This window comes from Halopiger xanaduensis SH-6 (assembly GCF_000217715.1).
GTDB lineage: Archaea > Halobacteriota > Halobacteria > Halobacteriales > Natrialbaceae > Halopiger > Halopiger xanaduensis.
In genome coordinates this window covers 1,551,354-1,568,585 of record NC_015666.1, presented here as the reverse complement: position 1 = coordinate 1,568,585, position 17,232 = coordinate 1,551,354, and the positions used below count along the sequence as shown (strand labels likewise).

Here is a 17,232-nt window from a genome sequence, read left to right as displayed (position 1 = left end):
AAAACCGTTTCTCAGTGCTCGTCCGCGCCGGCGCAGTGACTGTCGCGAATCGTGTCAAGAGAGGGGCTTTTTATCGCTTCCCGACGAACGGAAGGATATGCGACACCGCGTCTTCAACGAGGACGGCGACGAGGAACTCGTCTTCGTCATGGGCTGGGGGAACCGCTGGACCCACGAGAACGTCAGCTGGCTCATCGGTAAGCTGACCGACGCCGGCTACCGGGTCCACGCCTTCGAACTCCCCACCAACATCGACGACTTCAAAGCCGACTGGCTCGAGCCGATCGCCGAGTACGTCCTCGACCTCGAGGGGTACCAGCTGCTGGGTCACAGCGCCGGCGCGCTGGTCGCGCAGGCCTTAGACGGCGCGGACAACCACGTCTACCTGAGCCCGTGGTGGGGGTACAGCAACGCCTACCCGGACCTGGCTCTCGAGGGCGTCTCACAGGTACCGACGACGTTCCCGTTCCTCCCCGTCGGCGAGATGGACCGGTCGGCGCTCGGCGAGAAGGCGACCGACCACCAGCTCGCGACGCTGCCCCGCTGGGTGTCGCCGGCGTTCGTCCGCGAGACGCGCCACGCCCAGGAGGAACTGCTCGCGATCGACCACGACGCGGTCGTTTTCTGCTCGCTGCGCGACCCGGTCATCGACCTCCGACCGATCGGCGAGCGGGTCCCCGCCGAGCACGTCGTCCTCTACAACGGCGGCCACGAACTGTTCTCCTCGGCGAGCCGGGAGCGCCACGTCGACACGCTGCTGGCCGCGCTCGAGGAGGGAGCCGAAGCCGTCGAAGAGACGGCGGAAGACGAGGAAGCGGCGGTACCGGCTTGAAGCGGTCGGCTGTCGTTTTCAGTACGATTTACAGCGCGTCGAGAAGCGCCCGCAGTTGCGTCGGGCCGTTCGTAACGAGCGCACGGGGAAATCCCCGACGTGCCGTCCCGAGCGCGTCGGCGAGCACGGCCGCCGCGTCGTCGAAGACGCCGAACCCGTGGCCGAGCAGAATCCGCTCGGGTGCGATGCCCTCGAACGCCGCCGTCGGCGGGCGAAGTCGACAGAGGAGGTAGACGGCCAGCCGCTCGTCGCCGGTGATATACGGCGGTGCAGTGCCGAGGAGATCCGGCACGTACAGCGTCGCGTCCGCGCGGCGGTGCGCGATCGCCTCCCGCCAGCCCGGCATCGGACGCGACTCGCGGAGCGCAAACCCGGACGTCCCGAGTTCGCCGTCGACGAACTCAAGCGGCGCGTCGACGCGCTCGGGAACCCGCTCGAGCCACGCCGGGACGTAGACCGGTACGTCGAACCGACGGGCGAACGCGCCGGCGTCGCGGGCGTGGTAGTCGGAGCAGACGACGACACCTGCAACGTCGCCGAGCGATTCGATTTCGTCGTCGATGCCCGGCGCCTCGAGCGGGTCGAACAGCCAGACGTCGCCGTCGGCGTCCGAAGTGGCGTCGGACGCGGCGGTCCCCGTCTCCCCCGTTCCGACGATAGCGTGACTCGCGCGCAACCCCGCCTCGTCGGGATGTGCGAACCAGCCGAACCCGCCGTCGAACTCGTCGACGAGCCGATATCCCGTCGACGGCGACCGATCGTACGTTCCCATGCGGACACCCTCTCGGAGGACGTCGAAAGGCGTACCGGTTGACACGTCCAGTTGGCTGGTTCCTCTTCGAGTCCTCGCTGGAGCGGTCGAACGAAGAGTGGCTGAGAGACGAAACGGACATACGCGCTCGTCGGCAAGGATCCGCCGATGGACTGTAACCGGTGTGACGACGAGGCGGTCATGCACGCCGCCTACTCGGGGGCACACCTCTGCGAGGACCACTTCCGCGAGTCGGTCGAGAAGCGGGTGCGCCGACGGGTCCGACGGGACGACCTCGTTCCGCAGGACGCCACACCCGACGACCCCGAAACGTGGGTCATCGGCCTCTCCGGGGGAAAGGACAGCGTCGTCCTCACGCAGATCCTCCACGACACCTTCGCCGAGGACCCGCGCATCGAACTCGTCGGGCTGACGATCCACGAAGGGATCGAGGGCTACCGCGACAAGTCGGTCGACGCCTGCGTCGAACTCACCGACGACCTCGAGATCCGCCACGAACTCGTCAGCTACGCCGAGGAGTTCGGCGTTCGAATGGACGACGTCGTTGAGGACGATCCCGAGAACATGGCCGCCTGCGCCTACTGCGGCGTCTTTCGGCGCGATATTCTCGAGCGCTACGCCGACGAATACGGGGCCGATCTCCTGCTGACGGGCCACAATCTGGACGACGAGGCCCAGACCGCGCTGATGAACTTCCTCGAGGGCGACGTCGCCCAGATCGCCAAACACTTCGACGCCAGCCTCGGGCCGCTCTCGGAGCGCGAGGACCAGGACGATTTCATCCCGCGCGCGAAGCCGCTGCGGGACGTCCCCGAGAAGGAGGTCGCTCTCTACGCGCACCTCAACGACCTTCCGGCCCACATCACGGAATGTCCCCACGCCAGCGAGGCCTACCGCGGCGAGATCCAGCAACTACTCTACGATCTCGAGGAGAACCACCCCGGCACCCGCCACTCGATCCTCTCGGGGTACGAGGAACTGGCCCAAATGGCGGCTACGGAGTTTAACGGCGACAACGAGGACGGTGCGGATCTACAGGAGTGCGAACAGTGCGGTTCGATGACAACGCGGAACGTCTGTCGGAAGTGCTCGCTGCTCGAGACGCTGGTTTGAGGACGGCTTCTTTTCCCGAAACGCTCTATCCCGTCGCGCGTCTTCCGATCGCAGCCACCTTCACGTCGCGTTCCCGACGACTCACTCAGTTGTTCGAGTAGTAACCGACGGCTCGAGTCCGTCTTACAGTTCGGCGTCGCAGTGCTTGCACGTCGTTCGATCCGGATCGTTGGGCGCGCCGCAGTCCGAACAGTTCGTCACGGTGCCCGACCGATCGGTGCCAGTCTCGAAGCGTTCGTCGACGGAACTGGTATCGGAGCCGCGAGAACGAAGCGACAGGAACGACTCGAGCGGTGCCCCACAGGTCGAGCAGTAGCGAACCCGCCAGTCACCGTCCTCGTCGGCCTCCGAATCGTCGATCGCGTCGAACCCCTCAGAATCGACCGGCGATCCGCAGTTGGGACAGTAGTTGAGGGCAGCGCACTCGCGTTCGGCCTCGGACCACTCGCGCCGCTCGCGGTGCGCCTGATAGCCGCCGATCAGCAGCATCGGGACGAAGACCAGCCAGCCGATCGGTCCCATCGCGAGCAGCCCCGTGAAAACGAGGTAGCCGACGGCGAGGAGTCCGACGACCTACAATCCGGTCTGGAGGGACATACCGGATTCCTGTCGTTGCACCGATCTATCTTTATCGGTGGACGCTCACGTCGACACTGGATCGGGGCTGCGGACTCCCAACGACGGATGCGTCAGGAGCAGAACCGGAATTTGCTGACCTCTATTACGGGCGTATACGGCCGTAAACGCGCAGTACTGGACAGAACGTCGTCACAATCTCGAGGCTGAATTACCGTCGTCGCTGCTCGGCAGTGCCACTGAGAACGGTACGGAAAACAGGTATTCGAAAGCGGATCCGAGAGCGAACCGCGTTACGGCGACGTGCCGACTAGCGGATCACGTCGACGCCGTTCTGCTGTTCGACTTCCTCGCGGCCGCCGTCGCTCTGGGCACCGTAGCCGGTGCCGGTGCTCGAGCTCGCGGTTTCGACGTTGTTGCTCGCGTCGAAGTCGGTCTCGTCGAGCCCTTCGATGCTCGCGCGGGACTTGTCGGCCTGCTTCTGGGTCGTCGGGCCGAGCACCTGCGCCGACTGGACGCCGGTCATGATCGCCATGACGCGGACCTTGCCCTTGTAGTTCTCCTGGATACGGGCGCCCCAGATGACGTTCGCGGAGGCCTCGAGTCGCTCCGTGATGTTGTCCGCAATGCCCTCGGCCTCTTTGAGGGTGAGGTCGGGGCCGCCCGTGATGTGGACCAGGCCGCCGGAGGCGCCGCGGTAGTCGACGTCCAGCAGCGGGTGGTTCATCGCGTCCTTGACGACCTCGTCGGTCTTGTTCTTGTCCTGGGTTTCGCCGACCAGCATGACGGCGACGCCGCCCTGGTTCATGATCGTGGACATGTCGGCGTAGTCCAGGTTGATCAGCGACGGCTGGGTAATCGTCTCCGAGATGCCCTTGACCGTCTCGGCGATGATCTGGTCCATCACCGAGAACGCCTTGCCGATCGGGAGGTTCGGGACGTAATCGAGCAGTCGGTTGTTGTCGAGGACGATGATCGAGTCGGCCTGCTCGCGCAGCTTCTCGAGGCCCTCCTCGGCCTTGACGGTACGTGCGCGCTCGACGTTGAACGGCGTCGAGACCATGCCGACGACAATCGCGCCCTGCTCTTTGGCGATCTCCGAGACGACGGGCGCGGCGCCGGTGCCGGTCCCGCCGCCCATGCCGGCGGTCACGAACACGAGGTCCGCGTCGCCGAGCACTTCCTTGATCGTGCCCTGGGCCATCTCGGTCGCGCGCTCCCCCATCGAGGGGTCGCCGCCGGCGCCGAGTCCCTGGGTGAGCGACTTGCCGACCAGGATCTTCGTGTCGGCCTCGATCATCTTGAGGTGCTGCTTGTCCGTGTTGATCGCCACGGTGTCAGCGCCGTCGACGCCGATGTTGTACAGCCGGTTGACGGTGTTGTTGCCGGCGCCGCCGCAGCCGACGATGACGATTCGCGGATCGCCGAACTCGTCATCGTCCATGTCGGCGTCCATCTGCCGGGCTTCCTGTTCGGCGTTCTCGAGGGCGTCTTGAACGATATCCTGCATCGTTACACCTTGGCCCAATTACGCTGACGGGACTGCTCGGTCTGTCCGTCGTACTCTTCGTTGATCATCTCGCGGACGGCCGACCGGATCGCCTCGCTCCGGTTCGGGAACTCGCCCGAGTCAACTAACTGTTCGACCTCCTCGATCTGCTGTTTCGGAATGCGCAGTGTCACACGCTCCATGGTTGATATTCCCCGTTGAGGTAAGACGGCAACGCGCCCCTGTCTGACGCGACGTGTCTTACACCGGAATCGCCCGACATCGGGCGGTTTCCGACGTCCGTCGGCCGCTGTAAGACGACCGTCTTACGCGAATAAACGCAATACTGTCTTGGATAATAAAAGTTTCGTCAGACGCAACTCTCACTGTCTTACAACAGTCACGATCGTTGACTGTTCGACTCGAGTACGTCCGCTGACGCCGTCCGTCGGCCGCAGCTGGGGCAGAACGCCCAGTCCGATCGCAGTTCGTCGCCGCAGTCGCAGAACAACCGGCGAGAAACCTTCTCCCCGCAGTTGGGACAGAAGACGTGCTCGCCGTCGACGTCCTCGCCGCACTGGCCGCACGTGCGCTGTCGGCTCGGCGTTCGGGACTGGGACTGGGACTGAGGCTCGTCCTGCGGGTGCTGCGAGCGATCGCGGCCGTGTTCGCTCTCGCGACCCGCTCGCGAGTCGGACCGGGCCTGCGTGTGTGGCCGTGCGTGTGACGACGCCGAACCCTGGGCCTCGTCGACGCGCCGCGCCCGCCCGTCCTCGAGCGCGATCGTGACGTTTACGTCCTGCGGTTGGGACGACTGCGGGCGCGGCTGTCCCTCGCGCCCGTGCGCGTTGTATCCCATCTCCGCTAGTCGCTCCGTCAGGAGTTCGTCGACGCGCTCGCGAACCAGATCGTCGATCGCGGTTTCGTTCGCGCGCGCTGCGCTCTCGTTTTCGGCCCCGTCCGATCCGTCCTGCACCGACGTACCGCTCACCTCCTCCTCCTCCTCGAGGTACGCTCGAAGCGCCTCCCGCATCGCCTCGCTCTTCGAGGTCTCGAGCGCCTCGAGTTCCTCGACGAGGTCGTCGTCGGCGCGGAACGTGATCTTGCTCATGGGGCGGATACTACCACATTGAAACGCCACCCATATCAATCATTCTGCCGTTCATCGGTCCTGACAGGTTCGGGTTCGGTTCGAATGATAACCCTTATGTTTCCCTCGGCGGCTACGTATGAGTGCGACCGCCCTTAGCTCAGACTGGTAGAGCAGTCGACTGTAGATCGACTTGTCCCCCGTTCAAATCGGGGAGGGCGGACTTCCTTCTTCGTTGAACTGTAGCAAAGTAGGGGAGTTGCGTTTGCGCATCCATTGGTCCGTTATGAGCCGAATTAATTTCCGAGAAGTCACCGCAAATCGCGATCTGGACTAAGTCGACGTCGTGCCCTCGAGCCGTGCGACGAATTCACAGCAGCGGGAGAGATGGCAGTGATTGCAGCGCTGTCTCGCCTGCGGAGCGGTCCGTCGCTGTGTAGTTCCGGGAACTGAACAGTTGTCTCACAGTCTGAAAACTCTACGCGAAACGATGGGGTGGCCGGCAGCGACCCTCGAGCGCGAGCGCCCGGCCAGGGGAGTAACGCGACGGACGACCCGGAGCAGTTGTCGGACTCGAGAACCGGACCGCCACGATGGGAAAGCGACGCTCGAGGCGCTCGTCGAACCGTCGTGGAGCCACGACGGAATCGGAAACGAACGCGGAAACCGTGACCGGCGCGCCGGCGTCACGGATGTCGGTTAGATTCGCCGTGAAGAATGGACTTAGTGCCCCGTCACTAAAGGTAGAAATATGGTCAGATTCGGCTGGTTTGCATCTCTCGAGGAGTTTACGCCCGACGAGTGCCTGCAGCAGGTCGAGCTCGCTGAGGAGGCGGGGTTCGACACCGCGTGGGTGAGCGATCACTTCCACCCGTGGCTCGATCACAAGCAGGACGGCTCCTCGGGCAACGCCGGGAACGCCTGGTCGTGGCTCCCCGCCGCGCTCGAGCGGACGGACGACCTCGTCATGGGGACCGGCGTCACCGCCGTCATTCACCGCTACCATCCGGGTAACGTCGCCCACCGGCTGGCGACGCTCGCGGAGATGTATCCCGACCGGATCTTCCTCGGCCTCGGCTCCGGCGAGGCGCTTAACGAGAGCCCGCTCGGCCTGCCGATGCCCGAGTTCGGCGAGTGTGCGAAGCGGACCGCTGAGGCGGTCCGGATGATGCGCGCGCTCTTCGAAGGGGAGTTCGTCAGCTACGACGGCCAGTACTGGTCGTTCGACGAGGCGAACCTCTACACGGGCCCCGACGAGATGCCGCCGGTCTACATCGCCAGCAACGGGCCGACGCTCGCCCGGATGGCCGGCGACCTCGGCGACGGCTACGTCACGGTCTTCGAATCCCCCGAGCGCGCTCAGGAGGAACTCTTCCCGTCGGTCCGGAAGGGCGTCAAGAAGTCCGATCGGAACGACTCGTTAGAGGAAATGGACCGCTCGATCCACCTCCACGTCTCCTACGACCCCGACAGCGAGGAGGCCGCTCTCGAGCCGTGTCTCCCGTGGCGCGGGACGATGCTCGACATCTTCTTCGAGGCGAACATCGCCGACCCGCGGACGGTGCAGTACCACGGCGACAAGGTCGACCCCGAGGTTCTCAAAGAGGAGATGACGATCACGACGGATCCCCAGGATATCGTCGACGTCACCGAGAAGTACGTCGACGCCGGCTTCAACCACATCGTCTACCAGAGCCACAGCCCCGATCAGGAGGCCTTCTGCGAGGTGCTCGAGGAGGAGGTCTTCCCGCGCTTCAAGGACGTGACGGCGACGCCGTAACCGGCTCTCAGATCGCGCGTATCGACCGGTCTTCGCCATCTCGGCGGCTCGCTCGCCGTATTTTGCGATCCGTACTCGACTCGCTCGAGCGGGCCGTCCCGTCTCGAGTCGAAAATGACGAATGACCCTGGAGAACAGGTAGCCGCTGGGCAACGCGCCACCATCAACCAGGGCCACTTCCGAGTTGGGACGGGAAACACATAAACTATCGTTGACGATTGTGCAAGCCGCTCAAATAGGGATAGATAACGAATGGCACGCGCGGATTCCGGGGACGGCGTCGGGAAGTGCGAGTGTGTGAGCCGTCGCCGCGAGTTGCAACTCAGCCCCGCAAACGCCGGCCGGTCCCTTTTCGCTCGCCTCGTGAAAACGCCGGGTATGAGCGAGGACGGGCCGAACCGCGACCGCGCACAGGATCGTATCGGGCAGCGCAAGTCGGAGCGGGCCGAGCACACCGAAGCCATCTTCGAGGACGTCCAGCGCCACCTCGGCGACCTCGAGTACCCCGTCACGAGCGAGGAACTGGCCACGGAGTACGGCGACGAGGCGATCGACATGCCGAACGAGACGGAGTCGTTGGGCAGCGTCTTCGATCGGCTGGCGGGCGAACAGTACGACGACCCCGAAGAAGTTCGGGAAGCGGTGTACGGCGAAATTACGGGCGAAGCGGGGAGTCCGAACGAGGCCAACGCCGAACGCGACCTCGCGGCGCTGGACGAGGAGAAACAGGGGTCGCCGAGCGAGCGGGGCGGCGACTCGCTGTAACCCGCGGCGAGGCGGAGACCGACCTCGAGGCTGCCGATGCGCGATCGCCGCGCCGTCGCCGGATCGTGATAGCAGAACGGATTTACGTTCCAACCTCTTTCGTTCGCGTATGGATTACGAATCGAGTCTCGACCGTGCGATGGACGACGTCCCCGACATCGGGGGCGACGAACAGCGGCTCCAGATCCCCGACGCCGAGACCCAGAAGGACGGCGCGTTCACCCGATTCCGCAACCTCGGCGAGATCGCCGACGTTCTCTCGCGCGAGGACGAACACCTCCACCGGTTCATCCAGCGCGAGATGGGTACCAGCGGCAAACTCGAGGACGGCCGCGGCCGGTACAACGGCACCTTCTCCGAGCAGGACTTCGACATGGCGGTCGACGCCTACGTCGACGAGTACGTCCTCTGTTCGGAGTGTGGCCTGCCGGACACCCGTCTCGTCCGCGAGGACCGCACGCCGATGCTGCGCTGTGACGCCTGCGGCGCGTTCCGCCCGGTCACCAAGCGCTCCGCGAGCAGCCAGCAGCAACAGCAGCAAGAGGCCGTCGAAGAGGGCAAGACCTACACCGTCGAGATCACCGGCACCGGCCGCAAGGGCGACGGCGTCGCCGAGAAGGGCGAGTACACGATCTTCGTCCCCGGCGCCGAAGAGGGCGACGTCGTCGAGATCTACATCAAGAACATCTCGGGCAACCTCGCGTTCGCGAAACTGGCCTGACGGGAGCCACGCGTTTTCTTCCCGCTCTTCTCGCAGTGCGCGGCTCCGAGAGTCGGCGGACCGATTACTTAAAGTAAATTTGTCCTAGTAACACTGTCGTGGGAGTATCGTTCGACCTCTTCGGAACGCTCGTGACCGCCGAGACGCCGTCCGATCCGGCCGGCGCCGTCGCGACCGAACTCGCCGAGCGGGGCGTCGCGGTCCCCGACGACTGGCAAGCGGCGTACGCGGAACCGCACGTCGACGCCCCCGAGGGCGCCGAAGTGCCCCTCCCGGCCCACGTCGCCCGCGCGCTCGCGAGCCGCGGCATCGACTACGAGCACAACGCGGTCAGACGGGCCGTCGTCGCGGCGTTCGATCCCGACGTGACGACCAGAGACGGGGCGATCGAGGCGGTCGGCGCAGCCCGCGAACTGGGCCCGGTAGCGATCTGCTCGAACTGCAGCGTCCCCGAGCTCGTCGCCCGCACCCTCATCCGGGCCGACCTCGAGCGAGACGCGTTCGACACGGTCGTCACGAGCGTCGGCTGCGGCTGGCGCAAGCCGGCCCCCGAGATCTTCGAACTGACGGCCGACGAACTCGGCGTCGATCCGAGCGATCTCGTCCACGTCGGCGACGATCCGGACACCGACGGCGGCGTCGAGGATATCGGTGGAACGGCGCTGTTACTCGCGGACGGTGAGAACGGCGACGGACCGACGATCGAGGACGTTCCGGAGCGGCTGACGGACCGACCGAACGCGAACGCACCGATGCGGGACTCGGAGCGATGACGCCGACGGCGCGACCGGGACCGGACCACGACCGACGGGAGGGACGCGCGTGATCGCGACGCTTGGGATGATCGGACTGGCCTTCAGCCTCGATCTCTTGATCGGCGAGCCGCCGAACGCCGCCCATCCGGTCGCGTGGTTCGGTCGGCTCGTGGACGCGCTTGACTGCGACAGGGGCGCGACGACGGATACCCGCACCGAGAACGCGGATCGACGGCAGCGACGCGCCGGATTCGCGATCGCCCTCTTCGCGCCGCTGCTCCCCGCCGTCGCGGCCGCCGTCCTCGTCATCGCCGCGACCGCGCTCGCCCCGCTCGCGGGCGCCGTCGCCGCCGCGCTCGTGCTCTTTCTGTCGATGAGCCTGCGCTCGCTGCTCGAGCTTACCGACTCCGTGGTCGCGGCAACCGCGGCTGCGGACCTCGAGACGGCCCGCGAACGGGTTCGCGGCCTCGTCGGTCGCGAGACGTCGACGCTTTCGGCGGCGGAGCTCCGCAGCGCCGCCGTCGAGAGCGCGGCCGAGAACCTGGCGGACGGGCTCGTGGCGACGCTGGTCCCGTTCGCCCTGCTCGCACCGATCTCGCCGGCGGCCGCGGCGGCCGCGGCCGCGTGGGTCAAGGGCGTCAACACGCTCGACTCGATGCTCGGCTACCCGGACAAGCCGATCGGCACCGCGAGCGCGCGACTCGACGACCTCGTGATGTGGCTCCCCGCCCGCCTCAGCGCGGTGGCGATCGCCGTCGCCGCCGTCGACCCGCTCGCGCTCGGGCGGGCGCGGCGGTGGGCTCGAGCGCCGCCCTCGCCCAACTCCGGGTGGCCGATGGCGACGCTGGCCTGCGCGCTCGACGTACGGCTCCGCAAGCCGGGCGTCTACGACCTCAATCCCGAGCGCGACCTCCCGACGCTGGCGGACGGCGAGCGGGCCGTGCGCGTCGTCGGACGCGGGGCGGCGGTCGCGGTGCTCGTCGCCGTCGCGCTGGCGGTCGGCGCCGACGCGGCCGTAGCCGATGTGGCCGCGACGCCGCTCGAGGCGCGACTCCGGCTCGTGGTGCCGGAGGTGACGATCCGATGAGCGCTCGCAGCCGAGGGTGGCTCGGCGCGGTACGCGCCGCGGTCGGGTTCCTGACGCGGCTGCCGGTCCCCCTCCGCGAGGGAGACTGGAACGCATTCCGTTCGCGGCCCGCCGCGTTTCCGCTGGTCGGCCTCGTTTCGGGGTCGCTGGCGGCGGTGCCGCTGCTCGCGGCCGACGCGCTGCCGGCGTCGACCGTGGCGCTCGGCTACCTGCTCGCGGTCTACGCCGTGACGGGGATTCACCACCTCGACGGGATCGCCGACCTCGGCGACGCTCTCGTCGTCCACGGCGACGCGGAACGACGACGCGAGGTCCTGAAGGACACGACGACCGGCGTCGGGGCCGTGCTCGCGGTGGCGATCACCGTCGCCGGCCTCGCGCTCGCGGGCCTCGGACTGGCCGGGCTGCCGCCGCGAACGGCGGTTGCAGTTGCGATCGCCGCCGAAATCGGCGCGAAACTCGGCATGGCGGCGATGGCCTGCTTCGGAACCGCGGGGTTCGAGGGGATGGGCCAGCAGTTCACCGAGGCGTCGACGCCGGGACGGTTCGTCGTTCCGGCGGGGATCCTCGCCGGCGCGACTGCCTTCATCTGGCCCCACCCGGCCGCCGTCGCACTGTGGAGCGCACTCGCGGGGATCGGCCTCCCCTGGTACTGGGCGAACCGCAACCTCGGCGGCATCAACGGCGACGTCTTCGGCGCCGCGAACGAGATCGGCCGCGTCGTCGCCGTTCACGCGGGGGTGATCGCGTGGACGCTCTCGTGATGTGCGGCGGGAAGGGAACCCGCCTCGAGAGCCCCCGCGAGAAGCCCCTGCACCCGATCGGCGGCACGCCGATGGTCGACCGCGTCGTGGCGGCCCTCGCGGACAGTCGCGTCGAGACGATCTACGCCGCCGTCTCGCCGAACGCACCCGAGACGCGGGCCCGCCTCGAGCGCGCCGCGGGCGACCGCGAGGACCTGACAGCCGTGGAAACGCCGGGCGAGGGCTACGTCGCAGACCTGATGGCCATTCTCGAGCGCGACGATATTTCGACCCCGGTGCTCACCGTCGCCGCCGACCTCCCGCTGCTCGAGGCGCCGGTCGTCGATCGCGTGCTCGAGCGCCACGTACAGGGCGAGCGCGGCCGGTCGCGGACCGTCTGCGTCCCCGTCGCGCTCAAGCGACGGCTCGGCGTCAGCGTTGATTCGCAACTCGAGTCGCGCCCGCACCTCGCGCCGACGGGCGTCAACGTCGTCGGCGACGCCGACGCGGCCGATTCGATCGACGTCCACTACGACGCGCGACTCGCGGTGAACGTGAACCGACTCCAGGACGCTCGAATCGCAGACGAATGGACAATCGATCTCAGCTGACAGCAAACTATGCGCGTACTACTCGCAGCCGGAGCGACCGAGACCGCACTGATCGAGGGGATAAGCGCCGCCGGCGCGTCCCCGGAACTGATGGCCCACACCCCCGCGGCCGACGCCGAGATCCTCGCCTACGGCGAGCCGACCGCCGCGCCCGTGACGCCGGTGAGTCCGACCGGCTGTCCGACGCCCGCGGCGGTCACCCGCTCCGTGCGGGAGGTGATCGGCTTCGACGTCGCGGTCGTCGACGCCGGACTCGCCGAGCCGACGACCGCGCCGACGGTCGATCTCGGCGCCGACGTCGCGCCCGGCGCGGACGTCCGCGAGGACGAGGCCGTCCCGGACGCCGCGGCGATCTTCGATCGCGCGCACGGGTACGGCGCGAGCCTCCCCGACGATGAACTCCTGATCGGCGAGACGATCCCCGGCGGGACGACGACGGCCCTGGGCGTGCTCACCGCGCTCGGCGAGCCGACCGGCGTCTCCTCCTCGCTGCCCGAGAATCCGCTCGAGCGCAAGCGCCGGGTGGTCGACGAGGGACTCGCCGCCAGCGACCTCGAGCCCGGCGCGTGCGAGGGGACGCCCCTCGAGGCGATCCGGGCCGTCGGCGATCCCGTCCAGCCGACGGTGGCCGGCGTCGCGGCCGGCGCGCTCGAGTCCGGTACTGGGACCGCGGTCACGCTCGCCGGGGGCACGCAGATGGTCGCCGTGGCCGCACTCCTGCGCCACGCCGGCGTCGACGCGCCGCTGTCGATCGCGACGACGTCGTTCGTCGCCGACGAGCGCGGCGCGGAGCTCGAGGCCGCCTGCGAGCGGTTCGACTGCGACCTCACGATAACCGACCCCGGCTTCGACGCGCCCGAGCGCGAGCACGTCGCGATGACCCGCTACTGCGCCGGCGAGGCGAAGGAAGGCGTCGCGATGGGCGGCGCGCTCTCGCTGGTGCCGGACGGCCGGATGGCCGACGTACGGGATCGATTCGAGACCGTGTGCGACCGGCTCGGCATCGACGCCGAACGGGGAGGTGAGGGCGGCCGTGGATCCTGACTCGATCCGCACCGCCGAGCGGGTCCCTCACGGCGGCGAGACCGACAGGGACCTGCTCGATTTCTCGGCGAACACGAATCCCCGGATCCCCGACGGCGTCGAGGCCGTCTACGCCGACGCGCTCGAGGACGCCCGGCGCTACCCGGACGACGAGTACATCGACTTCCGTGCCGCCGCGGCCCGGTTCGTCGGCTGCGAGCCCGACGACGTAATCCCGACGCCCGGCGGGCTGGCCGCGATCCGGCTCGCGGTCGAGAGCACGCTCGAGCCCGGCGACGAGGCGCTGGTTCCGTACCCGAGCTTCGGCGAGTACGCCCGCGAGGTCCGACTGCAGGGCGCCCGGCCGCGGTTCGTCCGGTACGACGACCTGTTCGACCTCGAGGACGAGGGCCTCGAGTCGGCCGCGCTCGCGATCGTCTGCACGCCGAACAACCCGACGGGCGAGGCGGCCGATCCCGACGAGCTGGCCGCGTTCGCGGCCCGCTGCGAGCGCGCGGACACGACGCTGCTGGTCGACGAGGCGTTTCTGGGCTTTACCGACCTGCCGTCGGCAGCGCTGCGCGCGCGGGACCGCGACCTCGAGAACGTGATCGTCGCGCGCTCGCTGACCAAACTGTTCGGACTGCCCGGCTTGCGGGCGGGCTTCGCCGTCGCGACCGGCGAGCGGCGCGACGCGCTCGAGACGGCTCGTCGCGCGTGGTCGCTCGGAACGCCGGCCGCGCGGGTCGGCGCCTACTGTCTTCGGCAGGACGAGTTCGTCCGCGAAACGCGCGAGCGCGTCGCGAGCGAGCGCGAACGACTGCGCGATGCGCTCTCCGAGCGGTTCGACGTCCACCCGTCGGACGCCCCGTACCTGCTGTGTAACGTCGGCGACCGCGACGTCGATCGCGTGATCGAATCGGCCCGCGAGCGCGGGGTCGCGATTCGGGACGCGACGACCTTCCGGGGCCTCGAGTCGCACGTTCGCGTCGCCGTCGAGGATCGCGAGGCGAACGACCGATTGCTCGCCGCCCTCGACGTACGGGGCGACCGCGATTGATGGCGCTGGAGGCAACCGACGGGACAGACCCGGCGTACGAGGCGGTGCGACGGGACGGCGTCCTCCGGGTCCGCCGCTCTGATCCGGACATCGACACCGAATGGCTCTCGACCGGCTGGAGCGGCGGCCGCCGGACCGCCGACTGCGCGTACAACGTCTCGGTTCCGGACGGCTGGGACCGGACCGATCTCGGGGCGTACGTCGACGAGCGACTCGAGCGGGCGGGCTTTGCTGACGGGGGTGGAGACAGCGGCGACAACCGTGACGCCAGCGGCCAGCCGCCCGTCCTGCTGACCGGCGTCGACCTCGAGGACGCCCGCGGCGCGCAGTACGGCCCGGTAACGGTCTACGCAACCGCCGGGATTTCGAATCCGGCAGCGTTGCCGATGGAGCCCGGCGTTGAGGGGACTGCGGAGACGGGAACCGAACCGGACGCGGAACCGGACCCGACCGGCACCGTCAACCTCGTCGTCGGCACGACGCGGGCCCTCGAGCCCGGCGCGCTGGCGAACGTGATCGCCGTCGCCGCGGAGGCGAAGGCCGCGACGCTACTCGCCGAAACCGGGTTTCCCGGCACCACGACGGACGCGATCGTCGCCGGCCACGATCCGTCCGGCCGGTCCACCTCGTTCTCGGGCTCGGGAACGGCGGTCGGCGCGGCGACGCGAGCCTGCGTCCGCGAGTCCGTTCGGGCGTCGCTGCGCTCGCACTACGACGGAGCCGAGCAACAGGTGCCGGCGTCGGTCGACGCGGCAACCTACGGCGTTTCGACCGACGTTCGCGCGACCGTGTTCCGACCGGCCGAGGAGTCGCCGGAGCAGGGCAATTAAACGCGCTCGAGTCCAACGCCTCCTCGATGGAAGGGGACGAAGCCGACGGGAGCGATCCGACCCGGATCCGGTCGCTCGCCGTGTCACCGGAGGACGCCGTCAACGCGTACGCCTACGGCCGTGAGAACCCCGGCGAGGCCGTCCTCCGCGTGACGCCGCCGTTCCACGGCCGAATGCGAGCGCGGATTCACGTCTACCGCGTCGACGATACGCAGGTGACCGGGGCCGTCCACGTCCCGCCCGAAGACGTCATCGCCGACGACGCGCTGGCGGCGTATCCCCAACTCGAGGACGAGTTCGACGACCTCGCGGAAGACGGCGTCGCGGAACTGGCCGACGATGAAGCCGAACGCCTCCGGAAGCGTCACGCCGAGGCCGTCGAGGACTGGCAGGAGCGCGCCGAAACCGCCATCGTCGAGACGGTGACGCTCGAGACCGACGACGGGTCCCACCGGGTCGACGTGAAGCGACTCGGCTGAGCCGCGCGGCGGTGCGTCCGCAGGAGCGCCGACGAACCGACTGCGCGGATCGCGAGGAGACGCGCCTCGTGTCCTGCACTTTCACTTTCACTCCGGACGGATCGGTTTGACGTACCGTCTGGCTAATTGAACGGTATGGCACTGATCGTAGACGCGGCCGACGACCGGAGCGAGGTGGACAGCCGACGCGAAGGGACCGTGACGACCGCCGAGCGGCGTCGTCGCATCGACGTGACCGACCTCCCGACGGCCAGGATCGAGGAGTTCGTCCGCGCGAACGTCTCGACCGAACGCGTCTCGCTCGAGCACTGCGGCGCGCGGACGTATCTCGTGCTCGAGGAGTAGGGAGGCAGGTTAGCGGCGATCCAGATACGAACTCGCAGCGGGGACTACCGCCTCGAGCACCGAGAGCGGTCGTCCGCGATCGACCCGCTAGCGGAACCGGCGGTACGCCCGGAGCAGGAGTGAGACGGCGGTACCGAAGCCGGGGATCCGCGAGGAGGCGATCGCGGAGCCGAGCAGGAGGGCGCCGCTCTTGGGTCGCCCCTTCGAAAATTCCATGGCAGCGTCGATGAGCGTCGTCACGACGCCGGCGTTTTTCAACAGTTTCGTGCGGTCGGTCGAAGTCGACATAGGTGGAAGAACGGCGAGCAACGAGAAACGGCTCGGGGTTGCATATGCCACGGGCGAGTCCTCGGAATCGGTACCACTAATCCGCCGGACGCCCCACCGCCGACAATGCGACTCGCGAGACTCGAGACGCCCGACGGACCGGTGCGCGGACGCTACGAGGACGGCGTCGTTCACGCCGACGACGGGACCTACGCCGTCGGCGAGGACGGCGAGCTTCTGCCGCCGTGCGACCCCTCCGCGCTGTACTGCGTCGGACGAAACTACGCCGAGACCTTAGAACAGATGGAGTACGAACGCCCCGAAGAGCCCGATTTCTTCATCAAGCCGCCGGCGTCGCTGCTGGCCCACGAGGACCCCATCGAATACCCCGAATTCACGAACGAACTCACCTACGCCGGCGAGCTGGCGGCGGTGATCGACGAGCGCTGCCGCGACGTTTCCGAGGACGAAGCGCCCGACGTCGTGCGGGGCTACACCGTCATGAACGACGTCGACGCCCTCGACCAGCAGGGGCGGACCGCGCGGAAGGCCTTCGACGGTTCCGGCCCGCTCGGCCCGTGGCTCGAGACGGACCTCGATCCGCGGGGGATCGACATGCACACGGACGTGGCGGGCGAGCGCCGGCAGGAGGCGAACACGGAGCTGATGTTGTTCGACCCCTACGAGGTGATTTCGTACCTCTCGCGGCGGTTCACGTTCCGCCCGGGCGACGTGATCGCCTTCGGCAGCCCGGCCAATCCGGGGCTGGTCGAACCCGGCGACGCGGTCGAGATCACCTACGAGGGCGTCGGCACGTTGCGGAATACGGTAGTCGAGTCAGGCGCGAGCGGAGACTGACGACCGCCGTGCGGGTAGAAAGGCACTTCAGCCCGA

At 68.1% G+C, this 17,232-nt stretch carries 22 protein-coding genes and 1 tRNA gene; 17 read left to right on the top strand and 6 right to left on the bottom strand.

What is annotated here, in order from left to right; translation table 11 throughout:
• The first annotated feature begins 97 nt into the window (after nucleotides 1-97).
• Entirely contained in the window at nucleotides 98-832 is a 735-nt protein-coding gene (locus HALXA_RS07720) for an alpha/beta fold hydrolase (protein ID WP_013879764.1), read from the top strand.
• 28 nt (nucleotides 833-860) lie between these two features.
• On the opposite strand, the gene HALXA_RS07715 is transcribed toward HALXA_RS07720, so the two are convergent.
• Nucleotides 861-1,604, bottom strand: coding sequence for a hypothetical protein (locus HALXA_RS07715; protein ID WP_013879763.1), 744 nt, complete (start codon nucleotides 1,602-1,604; stop codon nucleotides 861-863).
• Between the two features lie 147 nt (nucleotides 1,605-1,751).
• Between HALXA_RS07715 and ncsA the strand changes: the two genes are divergently transcribed.
• Entirely contained in the window at nucleotides 1,752-2,717 is a 966-nt protein-coding gene (gene ncsA, locus HALXA_RS07710) for a tRNA 2-thiolation protein NcsA (protein WP_013879762.1), read from the top strand.
• Nucleotides 2,718-2,840: 123 nt separating this feature from the next.
• Here ncsA and HALXA_RS07705 read toward each other — a convergent pair whose 3' ends face one another.
• The 4 genes from HALXA_RS07705 to HALXA_RS07690 all read right to left on the bottom strand — a co-directional run bounded on the left by HALXA_RS07705 (nucleotide 2,841) and on the right by HALXA_RS07690 (nucleotide 5,893).
• The gene (locus tag HALXA_RS07705) at nucleotides 2,841-3,239 is read right to left on the bottom strand and encodes a double zinc ribbon domain-containing protein (protein WP_013879761.1); all 399 of its coding nucleotides are present in this window, start codon (nucleotides 3,237-3,239) and stop codon (nucleotides 2,841-2,843) included.
• A 364-nt stretch (nucleotides 3,240-3,603) separates the two neighbouring features.
• On the bottom strand, nucleotides 3,604-4,803 hold the full coding sequence (gene ftsZ, locus HALXA_RS07700) for a cell division protein FtsZ (RefSeq protein ID WP_013879760.1): 1,200 nt from the start codon (nucleotides 4,801-4,803) through the stop codon (nucleotides 3,604-3,606).
• A gap of 2 nt (nucleotides 4,804-4,805) precedes the next feature.
• Nucleotides 4,806-4,985: a ribbon-helix-helix domain-containing protein gene (locus HALXA_RS07695; protein ID WP_013879759.1), complete on the bottom strand. Its 180-nt coding sequence runs from the start codon at nucleotides 4,983-4,985 to the stop codon at nucleotides 4,806-4,808.
• A 197-nt stretch (nucleotides 4,986-5,182) separates the two neighbouring features.
• The gene (locus HALXA_RS07690) at nucleotides 5,183-5,893 is read right to left on the bottom strand and encodes a double zinc ribbon domain-containing protein (protein ID WP_013879758.1); all 711 of its coding nucleotides are present in this window, start codon (nucleotides 5,891-5,893) and stop codon (nucleotides 5,183-5,185) included.
• Between the two features lie 128 nt (nucleotides 5,894-6,021).
• Between HALXA_RS07690 and HALXA_RS07685 the strand changes: the two genes are divergently transcribed.
• The 14 genes from HALXA_RS07685 to HALXA_RS07625 all read left to right on the top strand — a co-directional run bounded on the left by HALXA_RS07685 (nucleotide 6,022) and on the right by HALXA_RS07625 (nucleotide 16,071).
• Nucleotides 6,022-6,095, top strand: a tRNA-Tyr gene (locus tag HALXA_RS07685).
• A gap of 267 nt (nucleotides 6,096-6,362) precedes the next feature.
• Entirely contained in the window at nucleotides 6,363-6,575 is a 213-nt protein-coding gene (locus tag HALXA_RS21655) for a hypothetical protein (protein ID WP_148263632.1), read from the top strand.
• 48 nt (nucleotides 6,576-6,623) lie between these two features.
• Nucleotides 6,624-7,652 (top strand): TIGR03557 family F420-dependent LLM class oxidoreductase, encoded by a 1,029-nt coding sequence (locus HALXA_RS07680; protein ID WP_013879757.1) that lies wholly within the window; start codon nucleotides 6,624-6,626, stop codon nucleotides 7,650-7,652.
• A 378-nt stretch (nucleotides 7,653-8,030) separates the two neighbouring features.
• The gene (locus HALXA_RS07675) at nucleotides 8,031-8,417 is read left to right on the top strand and encodes a DUF5789 family protein (RefSeq protein ID WP_049895247.1); all 387 of its coding nucleotides are present in this window, start codon (nucleotides 8,031-8,033) and stop codon (nucleotides 8,415-8,417) included.
• A 109-nt stretch (nucleotides 8,418-8,526) separates the two neighbouring features.
• The gene (locus HALXA_RS07670; protein WP_013879755.1) at nucleotides 8,527-9,138 is read left to right on the top strand and encodes a translation initiation factor IF-2 subunit beta; all 612 of its coding nucleotides are present in this window, start codon (nucleotides 8,527-8,529) and stop codon (nucleotides 9,136-9,138) included.
• Between the two features lie 98 nt (nucleotides 9,139-9,236).
• Nucleotides 9,237-9,911 carry an HAD family hydrolase gene (locus HALXA_RS07665; protein WP_013879754.1) on the top strand — a complete coding sequence of 225 codons (675 nt, stop codon included), beginning with the start codon at nucleotides 9,237-9,239 and terminating at the stop codon, nucleotides 9,909-9,911.
• Between the two features lie 67 nt (nucleotides 9,912-9,978).
• The gene (gene cbiB / locus HALXA_RS07660) at nucleotides 9,979-10,980 is read left to right on the top strand and encodes an adenosylcobinamide-phosphate synthase CbiB (protein ID WP_013879753.1); all 1,002 of its coding nucleotides are present in this window, start codon (nucleotides 9,979-9,981) and stop codon (nucleotides 10,978-10,980) included.
• Nucleotides 10,977-11,744 carry an adenosylcobinamide-GDP ribazoletransferase gene (gene cobS, locus HALXA_RS07655; RefSeq protein ID WP_013879752.1) on the top strand — a complete coding sequence of 256 codons (768 nt, stop codon included), beginning with the start codon at nucleotides 10,977-10,979 and terminating at the stop codon, nucleotides 11,742-11,744. Before cbiB ends, cobS begins: the two co-directional genes overlap by 4 nt.
• Nucleotides 11,744-12,334 (top strand): GTP--adenosylcobinamide-phosphateguanylyl transferase, encoded by a 591-nt coding sequence (locus HALXA_RS07650; protein WP_013879751.1) that lies wholly within the window; start codon nucleotides 11,744-11,746, stop codon nucleotides 12,332-12,334. Before cobS ends, HALXA_RS07650 begins: the two co-directional genes overlap by 1 nt.
• A gap of 9 nt (nucleotides 12,335-12,343) precedes the next feature.
• Complete coding sequence (locus HALXA_RS07645) at nucleotides 12,344-13,378, top strand: nicotinate-nucleotide--dimethylbenzimidazole phosphoribosyltransferase (RefSeq protein WP_013879750.1); 1,035 nt, start codon at nucleotides 12,344-12,346, stop codon at nucleotides 13,376-13,378.
• On the top strand, nucleotides 13,368-14,417 hold the full coding sequence (gene cobD, locus HALXA_RS07640; RefSeq protein WP_013879749.1) for a threonine-phosphate decarboxylase CobD: 1,050 nt from the start codon (nucleotides 13,368-13,370) through the stop codon (nucleotides 14,415-14,417). Before HALXA_RS07645 ends, cobD begins: the two co-directional genes overlap by 11 nt.
• Nucleotides 14,417-15,247 (top strand): adenosylcobinamide amidohydrolase, encoded by an 831-nt coding sequence (locus HALXA_RS07635; protein WP_013879748.1) that lies wholly within the window; start codon nucleotides 14,417-14,419, stop codon nucleotides 15,245-15,247. Before cobD ends, HALXA_RS07635 begins: the two co-directional genes overlap by 1 nt.
• 26 nt (nucleotides 15,248-15,273) lie before the next feature.
• The gene (locus tag HALXA_RS07630; protein ID WP_013879747.1) at nucleotides 15,274-15,726 is read left to right on the top strand and encodes a hypothetical protein; all 453 of its coding nucleotides are present in this window, start codon (nucleotides 15,274-15,276) and stop codon (nucleotides 15,724-15,726) included.
• A 135-nt stretch (nucleotides 15,727-15,861) separates the two neighbouring features.
• The gene (locus tag HALXA_RS07625) at nucleotides 15,862-16,071 is read left to right on the top strand and encodes a hypothetical protein (protein ID WP_013879746.1); all 210 of its coding nucleotides are present in this window, start codon (nucleotides 15,862-15,864) and stop codon (nucleotides 16,069-16,071) included.
• Nucleotides 16,072-16,158: 87 nt separating this feature from the next.
• Here the strand turns inward: HALXA_RS07625 and HALXA_RS07620 are convergent, their stop codons facing one another.
• Nucleotides 16,159-16,359 carry a hypothetical protein gene (locus HALXA_RS07620; RefSeq protein WP_013879745.1) on the bottom strand — a complete coding sequence of 67 codons (201 nt, stop codon included), beginning with the start codon at nucleotides 16,357-16,359 and terminating at the stop codon, nucleotides 16,159-16,161.
• Between the two features lie 105 nt (nucleotides 16,360-16,464).
• On the opposite strand from HALXA_RS07620, the gene HALXA_RS07615 reads away from it, so the two are divergent.
• Complete coding sequence (locus tag HALXA_RS07615) at nucleotides 16,465-17,196, top strand: fumarylacetoacetate hydrolase family protein (protein WP_013879744.1); 732 nt, start codon at nucleotides 16,465-16,467, stop codon at nucleotides 17,194-17,196.
• Nucleotides 17,197-17,232: the final 36 nt, after the last annotated feature.